At 71.3% G+C, this 18,504-nt stretch carries 24 protein-coding genes and 2 pseudogenes; 20 read left to right on the top strand and 6 right to left on the bottom strand.

Annotated elements, in window-relative coordinates; translation table 11 throughout:
• Positions 1–29 precede the first annotated feature (29 nt).
• The 3 genes and pseudogenes from ACQ86J_RS23045 to ACQ86J_RS23035 all read right to left on the bottom strand — a co-directional run.
• Positions 30–1,190, bottom strand: a complete 1,161-nt coding sequence (locus tag ACQ86J_RS23045) for an OmpA family protein (protein WP_431272505.1) — start codon at positions 1,188–1,190, stop codon at positions 30–32.
• Positions 1,166–2,125 carry a trypsin-like serine protease gene (locus ACQ86J_RS23040; protein WP_431267361.1) on the bottom strand — a complete coding sequence of 320 codons (960 nt, stop codon included), beginning with the start codon at positions 2,123–2,125 and terminating at the stop codon, positions 1,166–1,168. The genes ACQ86J_RS23045 and ACQ86J_RS23040 overlap by 25 nt, the downstream gene beginning before the upstream one ends.
• 76 nt (positions 2,126–2,201) lie before the next feature.
• Positions 2,202–2,396: pseudogene (locus ACQ86J_RS23035) on the bottom strand (hypothetical protein); the annotation flags it as partial.
• Between the two features lie 615 nt (positions 2,397–3,011).
• Here ACQ86J_RS23035 and ACQ86J_RS23030 point away from each other — a divergent pair.
• The 20 genes from ACQ86J_RS23030 to ACQ86J_RS22935 all read left to right on the top strand — a co-directional run bounded on the left by ACQ86J_RS23030 (position 3,012) and on the right by ACQ86J_RS22935 (position 15,647).
• Positions 3,012–3,695 (top strand): lysozyme, encoded by a 684-nt coding sequence (locus ACQ86J_RS23030; protein ID WP_431267360.1) that lies wholly within the window; start codon positions 3,012–3,014, stop codon positions 3,693–3,695.
• Between the two features lie 230 nt (positions 3,696–3,925).
• Positions 3,926–4,156 carry a hypothetical protein gene (locus ACQ86J_RS23025; RefSeq protein WP_431267359.1) on the top strand — a complete coding sequence of 77 codons (231 nt, stop codon included), beginning with the start codon at positions 3,926–3,928 and terminating at the stop codon, positions 4,154–4,156.
• A gap of 230 nt (positions 4,157–4,386) precedes the next feature.
• Complete coding sequence (locus ACQ86J_RS23020; protein WP_431267358.1) at positions 4,387–5,298, top strand: hypothetical protein; 912 nt, start codon at positions 4,387–4,389, stop codon at positions 5,296–5,298.
• Positions 5,299–5,425: 127 nt separating this feature from the next.
• Positions 5,426–5,626 (top strand): hypothetical protein, encoded by a 201-nt coding sequence (locus ACQ86J_RS23015; RefSeq protein ID WP_431267357.1) that lies wholly within the window; start codon positions 5,426–5,428, stop codon positions 5,624–5,626.
• 7 nt (positions 5,627–5,633) lie between these two features.
• Positions 5,634–6,494, top strand: a complete 861-nt coding sequence (locus tag ACQ86J_RS23010) for a phage tail sheath family protein (RefSeq protein WP_431267356.1) — start codon at positions 5,634–5,636, stop codon at positions 6,492–6,494.
• 44 nt (positions 6,495–6,538) lie between these two features.
• On the top strand, positions 6,539–6,718 hold the full coding sequence (locus tag ACQ86J_RS23005) for a hypothetical protein (RefSeq protein ID WP_431267355.1): 180 nt from the start codon (positions 6,539–6,541) through the stop codon (positions 6,716–6,718).
• Positions 6,715–7,350 carry a phage tail protein gene (locus ACQ86J_RS23000; RefSeq protein ID WP_431267354.1) on the top strand — a complete coding sequence of 212 codons (636 nt, stop codon included), beginning with the start codon at positions 6,715–6,717 and terminating at the stop codon, positions 7,348–7,350. Before ACQ86J_RS23005 ends, ACQ86J_RS23000 begins: the two co-directional genes overlap by 4 nt.
• A gap of 698 nt (positions 7,351–8,048) precedes the next feature.
• A complete protein-coding gene (locus ACQ86J_RS22995) occupies positions 8,049–8,804 on the top strand; it encodes a hypothetical protein (protein WP_431267353.1) in 756 nt (251 codons plus the stop codon).
• A complete protein-coding gene (locus ACQ86J_RS22990) occupies positions 8,801–9,418 on the top strand; it encodes a hypothetical protein (protein ID WP_431267352.1) in 618 nt (205 codons plus the stop codon). Before ACQ86J_RS22995 ends, ACQ86J_RS22990 begins: the two co-directional genes overlap by 4 nt.
• A complete protein-coding gene (locus tag ACQ86J_RS22985) occupies positions 9,415–10,272 on the top strand; it encodes a phage baseplate assembly protein V (RefSeq protein WP_431267351.1) in 858 nt (285 codons plus the stop codon). The genes ACQ86J_RS22990 and ACQ86J_RS22985 overlap by 4 nt, the downstream gene beginning before the upstream one ends.
• A gap of 2 nt (positions 10,273–10,274) precedes the next feature.
• On the top strand, positions 10,275–10,634 hold the full coding sequence (locus ACQ86J_RS22980) for a hypothetical protein (RefSeq protein ID WP_431267350.1): 360 nt from the start codon (positions 10,275–10,277) through the stop codon (positions 10,632–10,634).
• A gap of 1 nt (position 10,635) precedes the next feature.
• The gene (locus ACQ86J_RS22975) at positions 10,636–11,097 is read left to right on the top strand and encodes a GPW/gp25 family protein (RefSeq protein ID WP_431267349.1); all 462 of its coding nucleotides are present in this window, start codon (positions 10,636–10,638) and stop codon (positions 11,095–11,097) included.
• Position 11,098: 1 nt separating this feature from the next.
• Positions 11,099–12,667 carry a baseplate J/gp47 family protein gene (locus ACQ86J_RS22970; protein WP_431267348.1) on the top strand — a complete coding sequence of 523 codons (1,569 nt, stop codon included), beginning with the start codon at positions 11,099–11,101 and terminating at the stop codon, positions 12,665–12,667.
• Between the two features lie 4 nt (positions 12,668–12,671).
• Positions 12,672–13,160 carry a hypothetical protein gene (locus ACQ86J_RS22965; protein WP_431267347.1) on the top strand — a complete coding sequence of 163 codons (489 nt, stop codon included), beginning with the start codon at positions 12,672–12,674 and terminating at the stop codon, positions 13,158–13,160.
• Entirely contained in the window at positions 13,117–13,674 is a 558-nt protein-coding gene (locus ACQ86J_RS22960) for a hypothetical protein (protein ID WP_431267346.1), read from the top strand. Before ACQ86J_RS22965 ends, ACQ86J_RS22960 begins: the two co-directional genes overlap by 44 nt.
• 1 nt (position 13,675) lies before the next feature.
• Positions 13,676–14,218 carry a phage tail protein gene (locus ACQ86J_RS22955; RefSeq protein WP_431267345.1) on the top strand — a complete coding sequence of 181 codons (543 nt, stop codon included), beginning with the start codon at positions 13,676–13,678 and terminating at the stop codon, positions 14,216–14,218.
• 48 nt (positions 14,219–14,266) lie between these two features.
• Positions 14,267–14,554, top strand: a complete 288-nt coding sequence (locus tag ACQ86J_RS22950; RefSeq protein ID WP_431267344.1) for a hypothetical protein — start codon at positions 14,267–14,269, stop codon at positions 14,552–14,554.
• Positions 14,551–14,847, top strand: a complete 297-nt coding sequence (locus ACQ86J_RS22945; protein WP_431267343.1) for a hypothetical protein — start codon at positions 14,551–14,553, stop codon at positions 14,845–14,847. Before ACQ86J_RS22950 ends, ACQ86J_RS22945 begins: the two co-directional genes overlap by 4 nt.
• Positions 14,808–15,140: a PASTA domain-containing protein gene (locus tag ACQ86J_RS22940; protein ID WP_431267342.1), complete on the top strand. Its 333-nt coding sequence runs from the start codon at positions 14,808–14,810 to the stop codon at positions 15,138–15,140. The genes ACQ86J_RS22945 and ACQ86J_RS22940 overlap by 40 nt, the downstream gene beginning before the upstream one ends.
• A 147-nt stretch (positions 15,141–15,287) precedes the next feature.
• The gene (locus ACQ86J_RS22935; RefSeq protein WP_431267341.1) at positions 15,288–15,647 is read left to right on the top strand and encodes a hypothetical protein; all 360 of its coding nucleotides are present in this window, start codon (positions 15,288–15,290) and stop codon (positions 15,645–15,647) included.
• Positions 15,648–15,668: 21 nt separating this feature from the next.
• On the opposite strand, the gene ACQ86J_RS22930 is transcribed toward ACQ86J_RS22935, so the two are convergent.
• From ACQ86J_RS22930 to ACQ86J_RS22920, 3 genes and pseudogenes are all read right to left on the bottom strand, one after another.
• On the bottom strand, positions 15,669–16,322 hold the full coding sequence (locus tag ACQ86J_RS22930; RefSeq protein ID WP_431267340.1) for a hypothetical protein: 654 nt from the start codon (positions 16,320–16,322) through the stop codon (positions 15,669–15,671).
• A 113-nt stretch (positions 16,323–16,435) separates the two neighbouring features.
• Positions 16,436–17,641: a caspase family protein gene (locus tag ACQ86J_RS22925; protein WP_431267339.1), complete on the bottom strand. Its 1,206-nt coding sequence runs from the start codon at positions 17,639–17,641 to the stop codon at positions 16,436–16,438.
• 80 nt (positions 17,642–17,721) lie between these two features.
• A pseudogene (locus ACQ86J_RS22920) lies at positions 17,722–18,297 on the bottom strand (caspase family protein); the annotation flags it as partial.
• Positions 18,298–18,504: the final 207 nt, after the last annotated feature.

Genomic DNA, 18,504 nt, shown 5'->3' with positions numbered 1-18,504 from the left:
CGGGGCGCCGAGCAGCGGGCGTCGCCCCGTCATGGCCGGATCTCGACCTCGACACGACGGTCCAGCTGCCAACGCTGCGGCTGGGTGAAGGTGACACCGGCGATCGGCGTGAGCGGATAGGGCTCGCGGCTGCCGCGCCCTTCCGCGGTGGCGCGGCCGGGCGGGTAGCCATTGCGCTCGAGGTAGCGCACCAGTGCCTGGGCGCGGGCGCGCGAGAGGCGCTCATTTGCCGCAGCCGAGCCCCTGGCGTCGGCATGGCCGATCACCCGCACCCCAGGCATGTCGCGGCTGCGCAGCATCGCCAGGATCTCGGCCGCTGCCTGGCTGCCCATCTCGGTGAACTCGGGCGTGCCTTCGCGGAAATAGACCGGTCGTGCCAGGCGGGAGATCGCGGTGAGGTTTCGCGCGGCCTTAGAGTCGACGACTTCCAGGCCGGCCGCGCCCGGGACAACCTGCTCGGAGAGCAGCCCGGCCTGCTCCATCTTGCGGGCGACGCGATCGATCTCGTCGGTCCGCGGCGGGGTCTGTCCAGCCGGCCCATCTGTCATCGTGCGGAGCGCGGCCCGGTAGGCGGCGAAGGCCGCGGCGAAGTCGGCGGGCTCCGGCGCGGCTGCCGCCGCCTGGGTCAGGTCGCCTTCCAGCTCTGCACGCTGCCATGCGGTCGCGTCCAATGCGAGGCCACGGCGCACGATATCGAGCTTGGCCGCCGGCGCCGTGCCGGAGGCATCCGCTGTGGCGATCAACGGCAAATAGCGGAGCGCGAGGGCGCGTGCCACCTCCCCCTGCTCGGGCCCCAGGCAATCCGCGAAAACGCGCGCCTTGTAGACCGCAATAGCGGCGTCCAACCCCTGCTCGGCCAGCGCCGTCCGCACCATCGCCACGGATTCGGCGCAGGCCGATGCAGGCTGCCCCAGGCCAGGCCCGGTGGCGAGTGCCGCCAGGATGCCGAACAGGGCCGGCAGGCGCGCCGCAGTCGCCGCGCTACTGCGTGATGGTGACCTTGCGTTCGGCCATGGCGATCGGCTGCTCACCCTGCTCACCTTTTCCTGCACCTGGAAGTTCCGCTCGGTCAGGCGCGCGTCGCGCAGCCGGCTGCTCAACTCGGCGAAGAAGGCCGTGGCGTTGGTGATCTCCTGGAGGTCGACATACTTGCCGATCAGATCCGTCAGGTTGGCTTTCGGCGGCGCCACGATGGCGATGATGGTGACCTCCCCGGCGGGGGCGCCGCCGTGATCGTGAACCTGTCCGCCGGTCCGGGGATGACGGCCGTCACATCTGCCTTGATCGACCGCCCCGCAGTGAAGGCGGAAGGATTGTCCGCCACGAACTTGTTGGGGAAGAGCTGCACCATCTTGCCGTCCGCATCCTTGCTGTAGAGCAGCAGGGTGCCGGCATCCGTGCTGCGGACACTGAGCGTGACGGAGGTGCCGAGCTTGACCGGGCCGGTCGGCGTCACGTCGACGCTGACCTGGCGCACGAGGCCGGGCGATGGCAGCGCCGCGGGCTGCGCCGCGGCGACCGAGGTCAGCGGCCCGGGCTGGCTGGGCGTCGCATCGGTCGCGAAGGAAGCGTCGGACACGTACTGGCGGATGAAGGCTTCGAAGGCGGCCACCGCAGTGTAGACGCCGTACTTGCCTTCGCGCCTGCACCCGATGCCCCAGCTGACGATGCCCACCTGCACCGGGCCGCTGACTGGGAGCGTCGCAAAGAGCGGCCCGCCGCTGTCGCCCTGGCAGGAGTCGCTGCCCTTGGCTTCGCCGCCCGCGCAGATGTTGCTGTCGAGGATCTCGTAGGGATCGCGGTAGACTTCGCGGCAGCGCTCCAGCGCGACCACCGGAAGGCTTGCCTGCAGCAAGGTGCTGGAGGTGGCCCTGGCGTTCATCTCGCCCCAGCCGACGACGGTTGCATTGATGCCCGGGGCGACGAGCGCGGGCGCAACCGCCGCCGAGGCAAGCAGCTGCCGTGGACGGGTGCTGGGTTGCGCCAGCTGCAGCAGGGCGATGTCGTTCCTCATCTTCCCCGAATCGTATTGGGGATGGGGAATGACCCGCTGCACGGCGATGCGGCGCCCGGCGCCCAGCGCCTCGCTTCCCTCCAGCACGCTCAGCGTCGCCGCGGCGACCACGGCCTGGCCGCCGCCGCGGACGGACGCAATGCGCGGCGGTCAGCACCCACGACTTGCCGATGATGCTCGAGCCGCATAGCAGGGTGCCGTTCTCGAGCAGCGCGGCCGTGCTGAGAAAGGCGCCTTGGCGGGCCGGTGTGCCATTGACGATACGCGTCGTCTCGCCCGGGACGTGCTGTGCCGCGGCCGGGACTGGGTTGGCCAGCAGGCCGAAGGCTGCGGATAACGCGACAAGGATTGCGGCCTTTGCGCCGATGACGGCGAGGGACATGCACGCTCCCATCGTCAAATCGTTCACTTGCGTCGAAGGGGTTTCCGCACCGCGGAACCCTTGTAGCCAAAGGTGCTGCAGAAGCAGCTTCGGGAAGTCGGCAGTCCGGGCATGCCGAGCATCCCCGGCATCGGCCCCCAGCGAAAAACAAAAAGGATCAAATCTGTCGTCCACGACCGCTGAAAGATCCCAGCAGTGCGGCAATCGGCTACCCAAGGTTTGCACGCGGAGGCCCGGCGGGGCAATTGCGAAGTCAGCTTGGGTTTCCGATAGGCGTCATCACAGTTCGCTGATTGATGTCCGGCAGCCGCGAGCCAAGGTCGATCGCTTCGGCTGTGCGTTTGAATTCTTGTTTCGCGATGGCGGCGACCGTTAAGCTTCCTCTCCGGAAGCGAAACGCCATGCAAACATGGACAACGCCGCATGCCGACTGCGATCTGCCGGTTTGCTCCTTCCTGGTCTAAGCGCGCGACGGGCGCCTGCGTGGTGCTGCGGCATCGACGACTGGCGCATCCAGCATGGTTTGCGCAGCGAGGCCGATGTCCCGGCGAGCCCGATGCCCTTCACCCGTCGCTTGGCGGCGCGGCGCCGCCTGTGCCGTCAGGGGAGGCATGAATGCGCCGCAGCCTCGCCATGCTGGCTGCCATCCTCGCATCGCCTTTCGCGACCTGCGCCGCGACTCCGCCCGTGGAGTCGGTCGCCGAGGCCCTGACGCCCGGCATATTCCTCGACAATGCCGAGGAGCGGGCCTCGCTGTCCAGGCTGCCGCCGCGCCGGGCGACGGAAAAGGGCGTAGCCCTGGTCAAGGGTTTCGAGGGGTTCCGTGCACGTCTCTACAATGACGCGGCCGGCTACTGCTCGATCGGCTACGGGCATCTGATCAAAAAGAGCGCGTGCGACGGGACAGAGCCGGCCGAGTTCCGCGACGGCGTCAATGAGCAGGCGGCAATCGCGCTGCTGCGCCAGGATCTCGGCGCCGCTGAGGCGGCGGCCACGACCCTGGTCACCGCAAGGCTGAACGACGGGCAGCACGACGCCATCGTCAGCTTCGTCTTCAACGTGGGCACCGGCAACTTCCGTCGCTCGACATTGCTGCGCGTGGTCAATGGCGGGCCGGAATCCTACAACGAGGTGCGGCTTCAGCTGCGCCGCTGGGTCAAGGCGGGCGACCGGACCTGGCCGGGGCTGCAGAAGCGCCGGGAGCGCGAGGCCGATATGTTCTTCGACGAGGTGGGCGAGCCACGAGCCCCGGCGATCGACCTGATGCCGATCGACATCAGGCTGGGCGAAGCCCGGTGACCGGCCGGACGCCGGCTCGCCGCGCGGCCGGGCAGCGGCGGTCCAGGGAGGTGGCACTGAGCACGGCAGCCGTGGCGGAAAATCTCCGGACGCGGCCTCTTTCAATCCTGGGCATTGCAGAATGGGGAGATAAGGGAATGCGATACATTCATGGTCCTGTCGTGTGCTGCATCGGCTTGCTCGCCGCCTCCTGCGCTGGACAGTCCGGCCCGGGCGGGACGACGACCCTGGTGCAGCAGGTGCAGTCGGCGGCGGCAGCGGCCTGTGGCTTCATGCCCCAGGCGCAATCGCTCGGCACCCTGATCCAGGCCAGTCCGACGGAAATGCAGCAGGCGACGACACTGGCGAACGCGGTCTGCAATGCGCTGACGAACACCCCGCTGCCGCGCGCCGCAGGCCCCGGCACGCCGGTCACGCTGCGGGTCAACAATCTCCCACTCGAAGGGACGCTGGTCCGCTAGCTGCCCGCCGCCCCGCATCCGCCGCCAGGGACCGCCTGTGCGGCGGGTGATGCGGCGCAGGGCGCGACGGCGGCTTCGCCTGGGTGCGGCGGTGCCCGGCGCCGAGACCTGGCCAGGCGAGGATCGGGGCCGCACCGACGGGAACAGTTCACCCGACAAGCGGCTGCCCGAGGGTCGGCGGCGCGGGCACTGCCGGCACGCACCCGCCGCAGTCCGGGCAACGCTTCGGCTTGCAGGACGACGCCGCACGCAATGCGCGTCCTGCGCGCGAAGGCGGCGACGACGCGCAGCGCATCTTCGCGGCAGTCCTTTCCTGCACTGGACTTTTCTCCACACAGCAATGTGCGCCCGCGCGCGTCGCCGCGATTGCCGATAATATTTGGCAGCGCAAATCCCGGCCACCTAGCATCACGTGGAAGCAAGAGGGTCGGCACCGTGCTCTCCAGCGCTGCAAAGCCTTCCTGTCGCCTTTTCGCTCGGGCCTCATGAGCAGCGCGGCGCAGACCCGCGTGGAGGAGATCGTCCAGCCGGGCGTGGACGGCATCACGCGCCGGCTCACCGCATGGGCCGAGGACGTCGTGCGCAGGACGCAGACGGGCACGTCCCCTCCCGCCGTCAAGCTGACGCTTGTCCAGATCCATCCCCGCGCCGCGCCGGCCGGGGCGCATGCCGCCTTCGAGCTTGCGCTCGACTACCGCTGCACCGCCATCCACGAGCAGCCGCTCGATGTCCAGCGCGCGCTGGGGGAGATTGCCTTCGCGGCGATGGAGAGCGGCATCTGCACGGTCGCCGCCGCCACGCCTGACAGGCTCGGCCTCATCCTCACCGCCCGCCTCGCGCGAAGCCGGACCGTGCCCCGCGGCCCGCGCGTGCAGGTGCCCCTCCGGGTGCGAGCCGAACCCGCGGCCATCCTGGCCGGCCGCGTGCTCGGTCCAGGCCTGGTGCCGCTGGCGGGCGTCACCGTGTCGGCGGGCAGCGGCGACCGCCTCACCGCCACCGGCCCCGACGGGCGCTTCCAGTTCCTCGGCACTGTCGGCCTGGACCCGTCCAGCCTCGTCATCGAGATCGATGGCCTGCGCCAGGGCGCGAGCGTCGAGACGACGGGCGCCGAGATCACCTTCCACGTCGCGATGGAGCGGTAGGTGCCCGAATACCTGACCCCTGGCGTCTACATCGAGGAACTCGACACCGGCCCGAGGCCGATCGAGCAGGTCGGCATGGCGGTGCCGGGCTTCGTGGGCATCGCGCCGAAGCCGAGCGCGCGGCCCAATGAGGCGGTGCGGATCACCAGCTTCCGGCGACTTCTCCCGCATCTTCATCGACGACGCGAAGACGGCGACGCCCCTGGCCTATGCGGTGCAGGGCTTCTTTCTCAACGGCGGCAGCGCCTGCTACGTCGTCAACCTCGGCAAGGACATGCCGATCTCCGGGAACGGAAGCGGTCTCGACCGCCTCGAGATCCATCGATGAGATCGCCATGTATGCGGCGCCGGGCTATACCGACCCCGACAGCTACGATCGCCTGCTCACCGCCGCCGAGCGGTATGGCCGCGCCTTCGCGCTGCTCGATGGACCGGAGCGGATCGACGAGATCGAGCCGCTCACCCGCGTGGCGACCACGGACCCGCCGGCACCGAAGGCCGATCAGCCGCCCGGCCTGCGCCCGCGCGTCTCGCCGCGCGGCCATGGCGCGGTCTACGTGCCCTGGCTGCGCGTGCCCGAGATGTTTCCGCCCTCCCCCGAGGCCCGGCCGCGGATGGTGAGCGTTCCGCCCTCCGGCCATGTCGCCGGGCTGTACGCCCGGAACGACTTCCAGCGCGGCGTGCACAAGGCACCGGCGAACATGAATGTCCGCGGCGTGACGGGGCTCAGCCGCAGCATCGACAAGGCCGACCAGGCCGTGCTCAACCCGGCCGGCGTCAACTGCTTCCGCTGGTTCTCGACCGAGGGCGCCCTGCTGTGGGGGGCGCGCACGCTCGCGTCCGACCCGCAATGGCGCTACGTCAACGTGCGGCGGTTGTTCATCATGATCGAGCGCTCGATCGAGGCGAATACGGGCTACATCGTGTTCCAGCCGAACGACCAGCGCCTTTGGCGGACCATCCGGCGCGACATCAGCGCCTTCCTGACCCTGTTGTGGCGGCAGAAGTACCTGATGGGCGCGACGCCGGAGCAGGCCTTCTTCGTCAAATGCGACGAGGAAACCAATCCGCCCGAGGTGACCGATGCCGGCCGGGTGGAGACGCTGATCGGCGTCGCACCGGTCAAGCCGGCCGAGTTCGTGATCTTCCGCATCGGCCAGAGCCAGGCCGGCGCCACCAGTTTCGAGATGGCTTGAGGCGAGGGAAGCCGCGCATGTCTGAAACAGCTCAGGCGGGCGGGATGACCGATCCGCTGCGCAACTACACCTTCGCCATCTCGGTGTTCGATCCCGCGGGCGATGCGCATTTCACCGAGTGCTTCGGGCTCGGCCTGAAGGTTCACACGATCCGCTACCGCGAAGCCGGCGCGGCCCAGATCGTCCGCACCCTGCCTGGCGCGGTCGAGAGTATTCCGACGTGACCCTGCGCTACGGGCTCACGGCGACCGGCTCCAACGCGCTGTGGCAGTGGCTCATGGATGCCGCGAGCGGCAACCTGGCCCGGGTGCGCAGGACGGTGTCGATCATCGTGCTCGACGCGGCCAACGTGCAGGAAGTCCTGCGCTGGAACCTGCGGCAAGGCCTTCCCGTCCGAGTGGTGCAGCCCGGCCTTCGACGCGATGGGGCGGCATGCCGCGATCGAGTACCTGAAGCTGTCCTACGACGACATCGAACGCCTGCCGGGTGGCCGGGCCGCGTGATGCCGAACCGGACGCCGCTGGCTTTGCTGGTGCCGCAGGCGCTGCGGCGCGGCCTTGCATCCTGGCTGCGCGCGGTGTCGGAGCGGTTCGCCGGGGCCGACCCGCTTGCGGGCCGCATGGCGGGATGCGGGCCCGGTTCCCCGATGCGCCGCGCCCGTGGCTCAGATTCGTCGCCCGCAACACGGCCGCGGGAAAGCCGATGCATGTCGTCCTCCCGCCGCCCGCCGACCTCGCGGCGGCAGCGCTCCCATCCGACGGGACGCTGCCCGGGCGGGGTTCGGGCAGCAGCTCGGTCATGCCGCCGGGGGCCAGTCCCGCGCTGTCCAGCCCGATGCCAGCCACTGCCCGCATGACGGCGCCGCAGATTCCGTACCGCGCGGCGATGCCCCCGCCGGACATGGCTGCCGCGCGGCCCGGCGCGCCCCGCCTCGGCGCGAAGCATCGGCGGCCCGAGTTCATCGCGGTCCCCGATGCAGCGCCTTGGGCGGCGCCGCCATGGGACCAGCCGCGGGCGATGCCGCGCGCCGTGTCCTTCCGCGGCGTCTCCGGCGGGGCGGGGGTGATTCCGGCCAAGGCGCCCCGGCCGCCTCGGCGCGGACAGCCGCGGCCGGCCTGGATCGGCCCCCGCTCGTGCCGCTTCGCTTCGTGGCGCCGGCGCCAGCGGCCCCGCCAAGTCCGGCATTCGTTGGCCAGCAGGATATCCCGAGGCAAGCCGAGCCAGCGTTCGACCCGCCTTCGGCCGATCGGGGCCGCGTGACCGCGCAATCGGGGGGCCCGCGGCGCTTCGCCCGGCCGGCCAGCCTGCCACCGTCAGGTGGCCCGGAGTCAGCCACGAGCTGGCCGGCACGGCCGCGCGACCGGCGCGTCTCGAGGCGGCGCGGACCGCCCGCCCGGGCAACCTGGGGCGCTTCACGGGCCCTGCGTCGGCCCACCTCCGGGCGGCCACCATGGCTGGCCCGCGCTGCCGGCCGACCGCCGGGATGGTCGCCAGGCACGCGCCAAGGATGCTGGCCGCCTGTCCGCCCTGTCCGCTGCGCAGGAGGTGCTCTGAATGGAGCGGGTGCTCCTGGTGGTCGAGGGCTCCGGCGAGAGGATCTCCTGCCTGCTCAACCCGGAAACGCTGGTGTTCCGCCGCCGCGCCGGGTTGCGGACCCGAGGGGACGCCGCCGGGGGGATCACCGGCTTCGCCCTGTCCGACGATCCGGTCCTGGCGACGGGCGGCGGCCGGACCGAGGTGGTGCTGGACCTCCTGTTCGACGTCGCGCTGGCACAGGAGCTCAGCCCCGTGCCGGAAGCCGGCCCCGCACTCGCCGACGTGCGGGAGCTTACCCGGCCGCTGTGGGACCTGGCCGAGAACGCGGCGCCGGTGGGGGGCCCCGGAGGCCCGGCGGGAGTCAGGTTCATCTGGGGGCGATCCTGGAATGTCCTCGCCGTGGTGACCGCCGTCGCCGAGCGGCTGGAACGGTTCACGCCGGACGGCATGCCACAGCGCTCCTGGCTGAGGCTCCGGCTGCGCCGGCTGAGCAGATCCGCGCAGACCGCCGCGCCCGCCGCCCCGGTCACCCCGCAGTTCGAGACGGCGGCGCGCCTGTCCGGGGATGCCGAGGCCGAACCGTCCGCCGTCGAGGTGCCGGTCGATGCGGACGGCATGCCGCTGCTGGATCTCCCGCAGATCGCCTCGTCCACGCTCGGCGATCCCGCCAAGTGGCGGGTGCTGGCCGACTACAACCAGATCGAGAATCCCTTCCAGCTCGAGGAAGGCACCGTGCTGCGCGTGCCGCCACCGGGCGAGCGAGCCGCGCCATGAGCCAGACGCTCGGCCGACCCAGCCTCACCGTCGCCATGGCCGGCATGCCGCTGCCGCCCGCCGTCGCCGCGAAGGTGACCTATGTCGTGGTGCAGCAACTTCTCGGCCTGCCGGCCGCGGCGGAGATCGACCTTGCCGTTGCCGAGGCGGACCTCCTCGACATCGTGGCGAAGGGCCGGACGATAACGCTACGGGTGGGCGACGAGACCCTGTTCGACGGCCGGATCGAGGCCGTGACCTACAGCCAAGACGTTGCCCGCGGCCAGGTCCTGCAGCTGCGCGCCCATGATGCGCTATCTTCGGCGCGACGCCGGTGCGCGATGGTGGCGCGCGAGAACGCCTCCTCGGCCACGCTGGGCGCCGAGATTGCCGGCCGCCTCGGCCTCGATTTCCGCTGTGACGCCGACCCGGCGATCCGCCCCCTGCTGTTCCAGACCGGGCAGAGCGAGCTGGATCTGCTGGTCCGCGTGGCCGCCGAGGATGGTCTCTACCCCGTGGTCACCGCCGGGACACTCAGGCTGACGAGCCTGGAGGGATGGGGTACGCCGCTGACCTTGCGGCTGGGCCGGGGTTGCACCGATTGCGCATCGGCAGCTCGGACGAGACGGCCGTGAGCCGGGTGGACATGCTGGGCTGGCGCAGCGACTCGCTGGAGGCGCTGCGCGGCATCGCCGGGGATCGCGCGCTGCCCCTGGGCGAGGACGCGGTCCGCTTCCTGCCGGACCGCATGCTCGGGGGCGGGCCGCAGGGCCAGGCGCTGGCCCAGGCGACGATGGATCGCGCGCAGGCGGCCGGGACGACCGCCGAAGGGCTGGCAGACGGGAATCCGGCGCTCGCGCCGGGATGCCGCATCCTCATCAAGGCTCCCATGGCCGATCGGGACGGCCCATTCGTGGTGACGCGGGCGGTCCACCGCTTCACCACCACCGAGGGCTACACGACCGAGTTCGGCACCGCGCCGCCGCCGGCGCGCGACCGCGAGCGGCGCCCCGTGGTCACCATCGGCCGGGTCAGCAGCATCAGCGATCCGGACGAGGCCGGCCGTTGCCGGGCCCGCCTGCCCGGCTTCGCGGACCTGGAATCCGGCTGGCTGCAGCTGGTGGTGCCGGGGGCTGGCAAAGGCCGCGGTCTCGCCTGCCTGCCGGAGGTGGAGGATGCCGTGCTCATCCTCCTGCCGGATGGCGACCCTGCCCAGGGCTTCGTGCTGGGCGGGCTGTGGGGCCGCGACCGCCTGCCACGCGGCGTCAACCTGAAGCAGAAGCGGCCCTTCGTGCTGCGCACCGCCGGCGGGCAAGGCCTCGAGCTGGGCCATGATGCGGCGCTTGCCCGCCTGTCCACCGCCTCGGGCAGCGTCGTGGAACTGGCCCCGAACCGGCTCCGCATCGCCGCGGCGACCGACCTGCTGATCGAGGCGCCCGGCAAGTCGGTGACCATCCGCGCCAATGCCATCGATTTCGAACAGGCCTGACCATGCGCTTCTTGACCGAGGACGCGCTGCTGAAATGCGACCATGGCGGCACCGTGGGTTTGGCGCCGCGGCAGGATTGGGTCCGCGTCGCCGGCCGCCGCGTGCTGGTCGAGGATGACCTGCTGGGCCGCCCGGTGCGCGCCTGCCCGATGGTCACCCCGACGACGCCCGCCTGTGCCCGCACGGTTTCGATCTCGGAGACGCCGAGCCTGTCCGCCCTGGTCCGGGTGCAGACGCAAGGCGACCGGCCGCGGCGCGTCTACCTCGACACCGCGACCGGCCATACCGATTGGGCGCGGCTGTCCACGGTGTCGTTCGCCGTTGCCGAGCCTGGCCAGTCGCTGGTCGGGACCGGGTCCTGACATGGCCGCGCCGCGCGTCGCCGCCTGGCGCTTCGATGGCCTGTCCGAGGCCGGGGCGGGCCGCGCGACCGGCCCCGTCGCCGCCCTGACCGGCGGCATCGCCACGGTGACGGGCGATGCGGCGATCCGCCAGTCCATCCTGATCCTGCTGTCGACCATCCCGGGCGAGCGGGTGATGCGGCCGGATTACGGCTGCCCGCTGCACCGCGTCGTGCTGTCGCCCAACGACGCGACGACGGCGGGCCTCGCCATCCATTACGTGCGCCAGGCCCTGCTCCGCTTCGAGCCGCGGATCGAGATCCTGCACCTCGACGCCGGGCCTGCGCCGGAGGACGCGGAGGCCGCCGAGGCGGATGGCGACAGCGGAACGCGGCTGGTGATCTGGCTGCGCTATCGCGTCCGGCTGACCCGGCAGACCGACACGATCGGGCTGGCGGTCGATCTCCTGCCCGGCGGAGCGTGACGTGCCCCTGCCGCTGCCACGCCTGGACGACCGCAGCTTCGCCGACCTGATGCGGGAAGCCGAGACGGTGATCCGGCGGCATTCCGCGCAATGGACCGACCTGTCGCCCGGCGATCCCGGGACGACGCTGCTGGAAGCCTTCGCCTACCTCACCGACGTCATGCTGTACCGCCTGAACCGGATCCCGGAGCGGGTGCATGTCGCGCTGCTCAACCTGCTCGGGGTCAGCCCGAGGCCACCCGCCGCGGCCGAGGTGACGCTGCGGTTCACCCGCTCCGGCAACCTCGACGACGAATTGCGGCTGCCGGCAGGCCAGGCCGTGTCCGATGGCAGCGGCAGCGTCGCCTTCACGCTCATGGCGCCCTGCGTGATTCCCCCGGGCGCCGAGACTGTCGAGGCGCGGGCGATCCATGCCGAGCGGATCGAGGCGGAGTTGGCCGGCCTCGGGACCGGAGAGGGCGCGCAGAGCCTGCGGCTGCGCCGGGCCCCTGTCCTGCGGGACATGCCGGGCCTCCAGGCGCTGCGGATCGCCGTCGAAGCCCCGCCCGAGGATCTGCGCGGCGGCGCGGCGGATGCCGACGGATTGCGGCTCGGCAGCAAGGACTTCTTGGTCTGGACGGAGGTGACGAGCTTCGTGCCGCTCGCATCCGGCACGCGCGGCTTCATCGCCGACCGCGCCTCGGGCCTGGTGACGTTCGCGCCGCTGCACGGGCTCGGCGCGCCCGGCGCGGCGCCCCCGCTCGTCCCCGCCAAGGGGCGGGAGATCCGCGCCTGGTACTGGACCGGCGGGGGACGCGCCGGCAACGTGGCGCCGGGCACGCTCACCGCCCTGCGGCCATCCATCCCGAACCTCACCGTGACCAATCCCGCGCGCGCCGCCGGCGGCGAGGATGGGGAGACCCTGGACGCCACGGTCAGCCGCGCGCAGGTGGCCGCCGGCCAGTTGCAGACCGCAGTGACGGCGCGCGACTTCGAACGCGTCGCGCTCGAGGCCGGCGGCGTCGCCCGTGCGCATGCCTTCGCCCAGCGCGAGCGCTGGAGCTTCGCCGAGCCGGGCGTGGTGGAAGTGCAGGTGGTGCCCGCGATCGCCGACGCTGCCGGACCGGGCGAGGCCGTGACGCTCGAGGTCCTGCAGGCGCATCAGGTTCCCGACCTGCTGGACCGGCTACGCGCCGCCCTGGCCGCGCGCAGCCCGATCGGCGTCCGCACCGTCGTGGGCTGGACACGCTGCCGTCCCGTCGGCGTCACTGCCCGGGTCGTGGTCTCGACCGCGGAAGACACGGCCACGGTCGCCGCGCGCATCGCCGCCCGCATCAACGCGCTGCTGCGGCCGACCGGCGCCTGGCGGTTCGGCCGCGTCCTGCGGGCCTCCGACATCTACGAGGTCATCCTTGCCGAGCCCGGCGTCCGCTTCGCCGAGGGCATCCGGTTCCAGATCGAGAGCGGCCCCGAGACCGCGGTGCGCGACATCGCGCGGGACCCGGCCAATCCGCAGGTCGTGCTGGCGGCGACGGAGGGCGGCCTGTTCCGCTCGCTCGACTTCGGGCAGAAGCTGGTCGTCGCAGAATGACGGGTTGCCAAGCCTGCAGGGCAGCCTGGTCAGCTTCAGCGCCGACACGCCGGGGCTGGTCGCGGCGGTGCTGGAGGACCTCGACGCCTCGGTCTGGACGATCTGCGTTTCGCGCGATCTCGGCGAACGATGGGAAGTGCGCGACCGCCTGCAGGGCGAGAAGGTCAACAGCGCGACATGGTTGTCGCGCGACGGGCGGCCGCAGCTCATCCTGGGCACGCAGCAGGCGCTGCGGCGACTGCACCGCGACGGCACCGAAGGCTCCGTCATCGTCGACCGGCTGATGCAGGGCCCGGATGCCAAGGAAAAGGCCGGCGTGATCGCCCTCGCCTCCATGCGGCACCCCTCCGGCGCATCATTCCTAGCGGTCCGCGCGGACGGGCCAGGGCGGCGTGCTGATCTCCGCCGCCGGCAGCCAGCCCGGCAGCTTCCAGCTCCTGCCGGGCACGGTGGACAAGGACATCCGCGTGCTGGCCTTCCAGCGCGACGGTGACCGCACCTATCTCTGGGCCGGCTTCGCCGCGGTCGGCGGTGCTGCCGGCGACGGCCTGATGCGGATCGAGGCGCGGGTCGACGGCATTGATGCCGGCGGCTGGAAGCCCTTCGGCAAGGGCTGGCAGGGCGGCAGCTGCAAGGGGATCGACTTCGCCGAAGGCACCGTCGTGGCGGGTACCAACAGCATGGGCGTGCTGACCCTCGATCTGGGCCTCGCGGAGGCGGAGCAGGCCTGGCGTGCGCCGCCCCTCACCTGCGGGCTGCCCATCAACGCCGAACGCAAGGCGCTCAGCCCCATCACCCGCGTCGCAGCCCAGGCAGGCCGGGATGGCGGGGTCGGTATCCTGGCCGGCAGCGCCCAGGGCGTCTTCTACAGCCAGGATGCGCAAGCCTATGTCCCGACCGGCATGACGACCTACGCCGAGCAGGTGCCGCTCCCGGCGCACTGGCTTTATTGCGTCGGCACGCATGCGATCACCGTCGCGCGCGAACAACAGGATCCGGAGCCCTAACGTGCAGGCGGACCGCATCGCCCGCCTGCTGCCCGAGATCTACCGCGGCGCCGCGCAGCAAGGCAGCATCCTTGATGCCATCCTGCATGTCATGGAGGCGCTCCATGCGCCGGCCGAGGCACGGCTGGCCACGCTCGACGCCGTGTTCGACCCGCGCCGGGCCGAGGATGCCTTCGTCGCCATGCTGGCGGCGTGGCTGGCCCTGGATCCGATGCTGCAGTCGCAGGCCCAGGCAGACCCGGAGTGGCGCGGCCGGCTTGCCATCACGCCCGGCAACCTACGCGAACTTGTCGCCGAGGCCTGGGGACTTGCGCAGGCCCGCGGCACGCCCCGCAGCCTCGCGCGCTTCCTGGAACTGGCGACAGGCTTGCCGGGGTTCGAGGTCACCAGCCCACCACCAGGTGCCGACGGCACGGTTCCACCCTTCGCGGCACGGCTGCTTGCACCGCAGGCGGCCCGCGCGATGGCGCCGCTTGTCGAGCGCATCGTGGCCTTCGAGAAACCGGCCTTCACCGAGGTGCAGATCATGTTTCGCGACGCCTGAGACGCGCTCTGTTCAACCGGATCACAACACTCTCGACAGGAGGGGTCAGTGTCCACCTTCGCCTTCGCCTCGGTCCCGACCTCGCTCGAACTCAAGGAGACGCCGCGCGAAGCGCCAGCCTCCACCGCGGCGGGCGGACCGCCGTCCTTGCCGCCGCTCGGCGGGTCGATGCAGTTTTCCGTCCAGAACACCAACACGCGCTTCGCACGCGTCGGCCGGTTCGGCGTTGCGCCCGGCGCCGGGGCGCAGGCCTCGTGGCTGTCCTTCAAGAGGCCCCGCCCACCAGCCCGGGGCAGTTCGAGCTTGAATCTGAGAAGGGCGCGACCCGCACCGTGACCTTGCAGGTCACCGTGCCGCCCGAGGCCCCGCCTGGAAATTACCACTTCAACGTCCAGGTCGTCTCGACCGAGGACACGGACAACGACGTCGCGCAAAGCCCGGCGGTGAGCTTCACCGTGCCGCAGCGCGCGGTCCCGGTCGTGCCGCCGAAGACAGCCTTCCCCTGGTGGGCCGTCGCTGCGGGGGTGGCATTCCTCCTCGTCGCCGGCGGGGGGCCTGGTGGGCCTTCTCGGGCGACGATAAGGTCGAGGTGCCCGCGGTCATCGGCAAGGAGTTCACCGCGGCGGTGATATTGCTGAGCGAGGCGGGTCTGACGCCGGTCAATGGCGGGTTCAAGCCATCCTCCCAGGCGCCGGGCGTCGTGACCGCCAGCAACCCGGCAGCCGGCGCAAAGGTGGCGAAGAACGAGAAGATCAAGCTGACGCTGGCCTTGCCGCCCAATACGCCCGACCCCTGCATCCGGCGCGATCTCGTGACCAGTCTCATGATACTATGCAACAGGACGCCAATCGCGCCGAGTGCTGTTCGCAACCCGGCCTTCAACGCGACGCTGCTGGACGCCATCAAGCCGCGTACGCCGTAGCGCCATGCGCCGCGTGGTCATCCTGCTCGTGGTCGTCGGCATCGCTTATGCGGCGGTGCTCGGCCTTGGTGCGTCCCGGCAGAGGCCGGTCGGCCCCCGCAGGGGCAAGGCGAGGACAAGACACGCCAGTCCGGGTTCGTGCAGATAATGGGCCGGCTCACGGCACCCTTCGCGCCTCGCCTCGATTTCCAGCCGAAGACGCTGAGCGTGCCGCCGAACGCGCCGTTCCGCTGGGTGATCCCGCCATCCGACGCGCCGGTGCGGGTCACCCGCTTCACCCTGGAGGCAGGGCCATTGGCCGCGTTCACGGTCTGCCCGCGGACCAGCATCACGCCGTGCAAGGGACCGGCGGTCTGCGCCGTGCCGCAGGGCCAGACCTTCCCCGCAGGCGGCGATTGCAACGCGGACGATCCGCCGGGACCGTCGGTCAGGGTCTCGGTCCGCAACGACGACGACATCTTGTGGATCACCGCCCCGAACGGGCCTGTAAGCCTCAAGGCGGAGTGATGCCACCCGCCTGACCGCCACTCAGGATGCGCTCGGCAACAGGCTGCGCAGCGCCCGTATCATCGCCGGGATCGCGCCGACCAGGAAGACCACCAGCCACACCGCCGCCAGGATGGCGATGACGATCGCACCGATCGCATCAGTGATGCTGACCAGCAGGACAGGCGGCCAGGACACCAGGATCGACAGCAGGAAGGTGCAGCCCAGCGTGGTCGCGATCATCAGGACGAAGCCAAGGTTCTTCAGCAGCAGCGGCCGGCCGAACAGCAGCAGCCCCACCCCCACCAGCTTGAACAGCATCGCCATCGCCAGCACCTTCTGCGCCGCGCCGGCCTTGAAATGCCCCCACACCGCCAGGTAGGCGACCGGGCCGAACGGCAATGCGAGCAGCAGCGTGACCATCAGCACGATCAGGTTCAGGGCCAGGAAGATCATGACGACGACCGCGAGCAGGCCGAGCAGCGACAGCAGGAAGGTGGCCACGCCCTGCACCCGTGCGATCAAGGCGCGCAGCGGTCCCAGCAGGTCGAGCGACAGCAGCAGCAACGTATAGAGCAGGAGAAGGTCGAGCACCGCCAGATACGGTATGCCGATGCCGGAGCGCGGCGCATTGCCGTCCCCGACCGGCCCGAGCTGCCCGGCTGAGCCGAATTCGAGGAGGATGGCCAGCAGCATGGCCAGCCCCCCGAGCAGAAAGAGAATGCGCCGCGCCGCTTCCATGCTTTCCCCCTGGCCGGGCTGCCCCCGGCTGCTTGGCGGCCGAAGGCCCGGTTAACGGCCCCCCGGCGTCACGGCGCCGGCTGGGGCGATGGCGGGCAGCTCCGCGAAATCGCCTCGTACGCGGCGGCGAACCCGGCGAGCGGGAAGCTGTAGGTGACCTGCTCGCCATTGCCGGGCCCCGCGCCGGCCGCCCGGAGTTCCGGCCCGTTGCGCATGCTTGCCACCACGGCGGCACCCTGCTGGGCTGCCGCGGTCTTGCCGACAGTGTCGAACGGTACCTGCGTGGCGCCGATGGTGACCAGCACCTTCGCGCCGGCCGGAAACGGGTAGCCTGCGGAGATGAGGACCGTGTCCCGCGCGCTGGGCCGATGCGACACCATCAGCATGACCGGGTTCTGCTTCGGCTCGAAATTGCCGGCGGCGTCGGTGAAGGCGTAGCAGGTCTTCTGGCCCCTCGTGACGTAGGCGGCAGCGGTCCAGGCCTTGAAGCGCCCTATCTCGGTGGCACCGGGCTGCTCATCCGGATCATGCGGCGGCACGATGGGCGGTCTGGGAGGGGCGGCCATCTCCAGCTCCCGCCGCGTGCAGATATCCTGGTTGAGCAGGACACTCTCCCGCCCATCGGCCAGCACGACGCGCAGGTCGAACCGGCAGCCGGCGCCGTCGGCGGGCGACACGCCGTAGCTGGCATCCGGGCGTACCGGCCGGTTGGACGCCAGCAGGCTCCGGCCCCACTCCTGCTGCGCCCCGAGCGGCGAGCGGACCGCATGCAGCGCGGTGAGGTTCATGCCCGTCCGGTTGACGACGTTGAAGCTTCGTCCCTCCGGGCTGGGCTGGAGGACGCGGAGGCGGATGCGGGCAAGGTCGGCATAGAGCCCCTGCGGGAAGCGCCGCAGGTAGGCCTCGAAGTCGTCGGCCCGGTTGCTGTCGCGCACCGCAGCCCACAGTGCCGTGTCATCGGCCCGCGGATCATCCACCCGCCCGGGCGGGCCCGGCTGGACGGGGCCAGCCAGAATGACGGGGCCGTTCAGGTTGTCCACGATCTCCGGCCTCTGCCGCTGCCCCGTCGCCTGCAGCACATCGGCCCGCACCCGCCGCAGCATCAGCCCGACATCCTCGCCGGGCGCGCGCAGGCGCTTCGCCAGCGCTTCCGCATAGGGGCTGTTGCGCCCGGCGCCGTCATCCGCGGTCGCCCCGGCCGAGGTGGCGTAGGATACAAGCATGCCCATCGACAGCTTGGACTGGTCGAGCGGGACGAGGCCGCTGCGCGCCACCCCCTGGTCCCCTGCCCCGGCATCCGGTCGGCCACGGGGTTGTTGCGGCAGGCATCGAGCAGGATGACGACCGCACCCTGGCTGCGCCCCGCTGTTTCGGCCAGAAGTTCACGCAAGGCCAGCGCCTGGCGGGGCACGTCGCGTGCATCCTCGAGCAGCACATCCACCGGCAGCAGGTAGCTCTCCGGCGGCTCAGTCGGAAAGGGGGCGAGTTGCAGCCCGTGGCCGCTGAAATAGACCACCGCCAGCTCGGCGCCGCGTGCGCGCTCGCCGAAGGTGCGCACGGCCTTCAGCAATCCGGCGGTGTCGAGGTCGAACAATGGCTCGACCTTGCCGCCTTCGAAGCCGAGCTCGCTGAGCGCGGCCGCAACCGCGCGGGCGTCGGCCCTGGATTGACCAGCGGCGGCAGGTTCCGATAGGCCGCGTTGCCCACCACCAGCGCCACGCGACCCTGCGCCGCCGCCGGGCCGAGACAGCAGAGCAGCAGCAGGCCGGCGAGCACGGCGAGACGAGCGCCGCGCGCCCAGCCAGGCCGCGCCGCCTTCCTCCCTGGCCGCCGCGACGTCGGCCTGCGGTCCCCGGCTGGCCCAGCCGAGAGATCCAAGGCGAAGGACCGGACCATTCTGGCTCTCCGCTCCGAGCAGAGCATCCGGCATGCTGCGTATTCCTGACCGCATCCGACAAATAGCGCCCGCGTGAGCGTCGCGTCCTGCGCCACGCTGGCGTGTCGAAACGCACTCCGCACCGCTGCCAGGCGCTGCGGCCCGCCATGCGCGCAGATCGCGCGACGGAGCAAGGGATTGATCGTTTCAGCATTGCGGCATGAGACTTCAGGCGGTCGGGTCAGGCTCGCGGCATGGAGG

The sequence above is a fragment of the Dankookia sp. P2 genome, assembly GCF_050632255.1.
Classification (GTDB): Bacteria; Pseudomonadota; Alphaproteobacteria; order Acetobacterales; family Acetobacteraceae; genus Paracraurococcus.
Note: the sequence above shows the minus strand (reverse complement) of the source record. Positions and strands in the feature narration are given on the sequence as shown.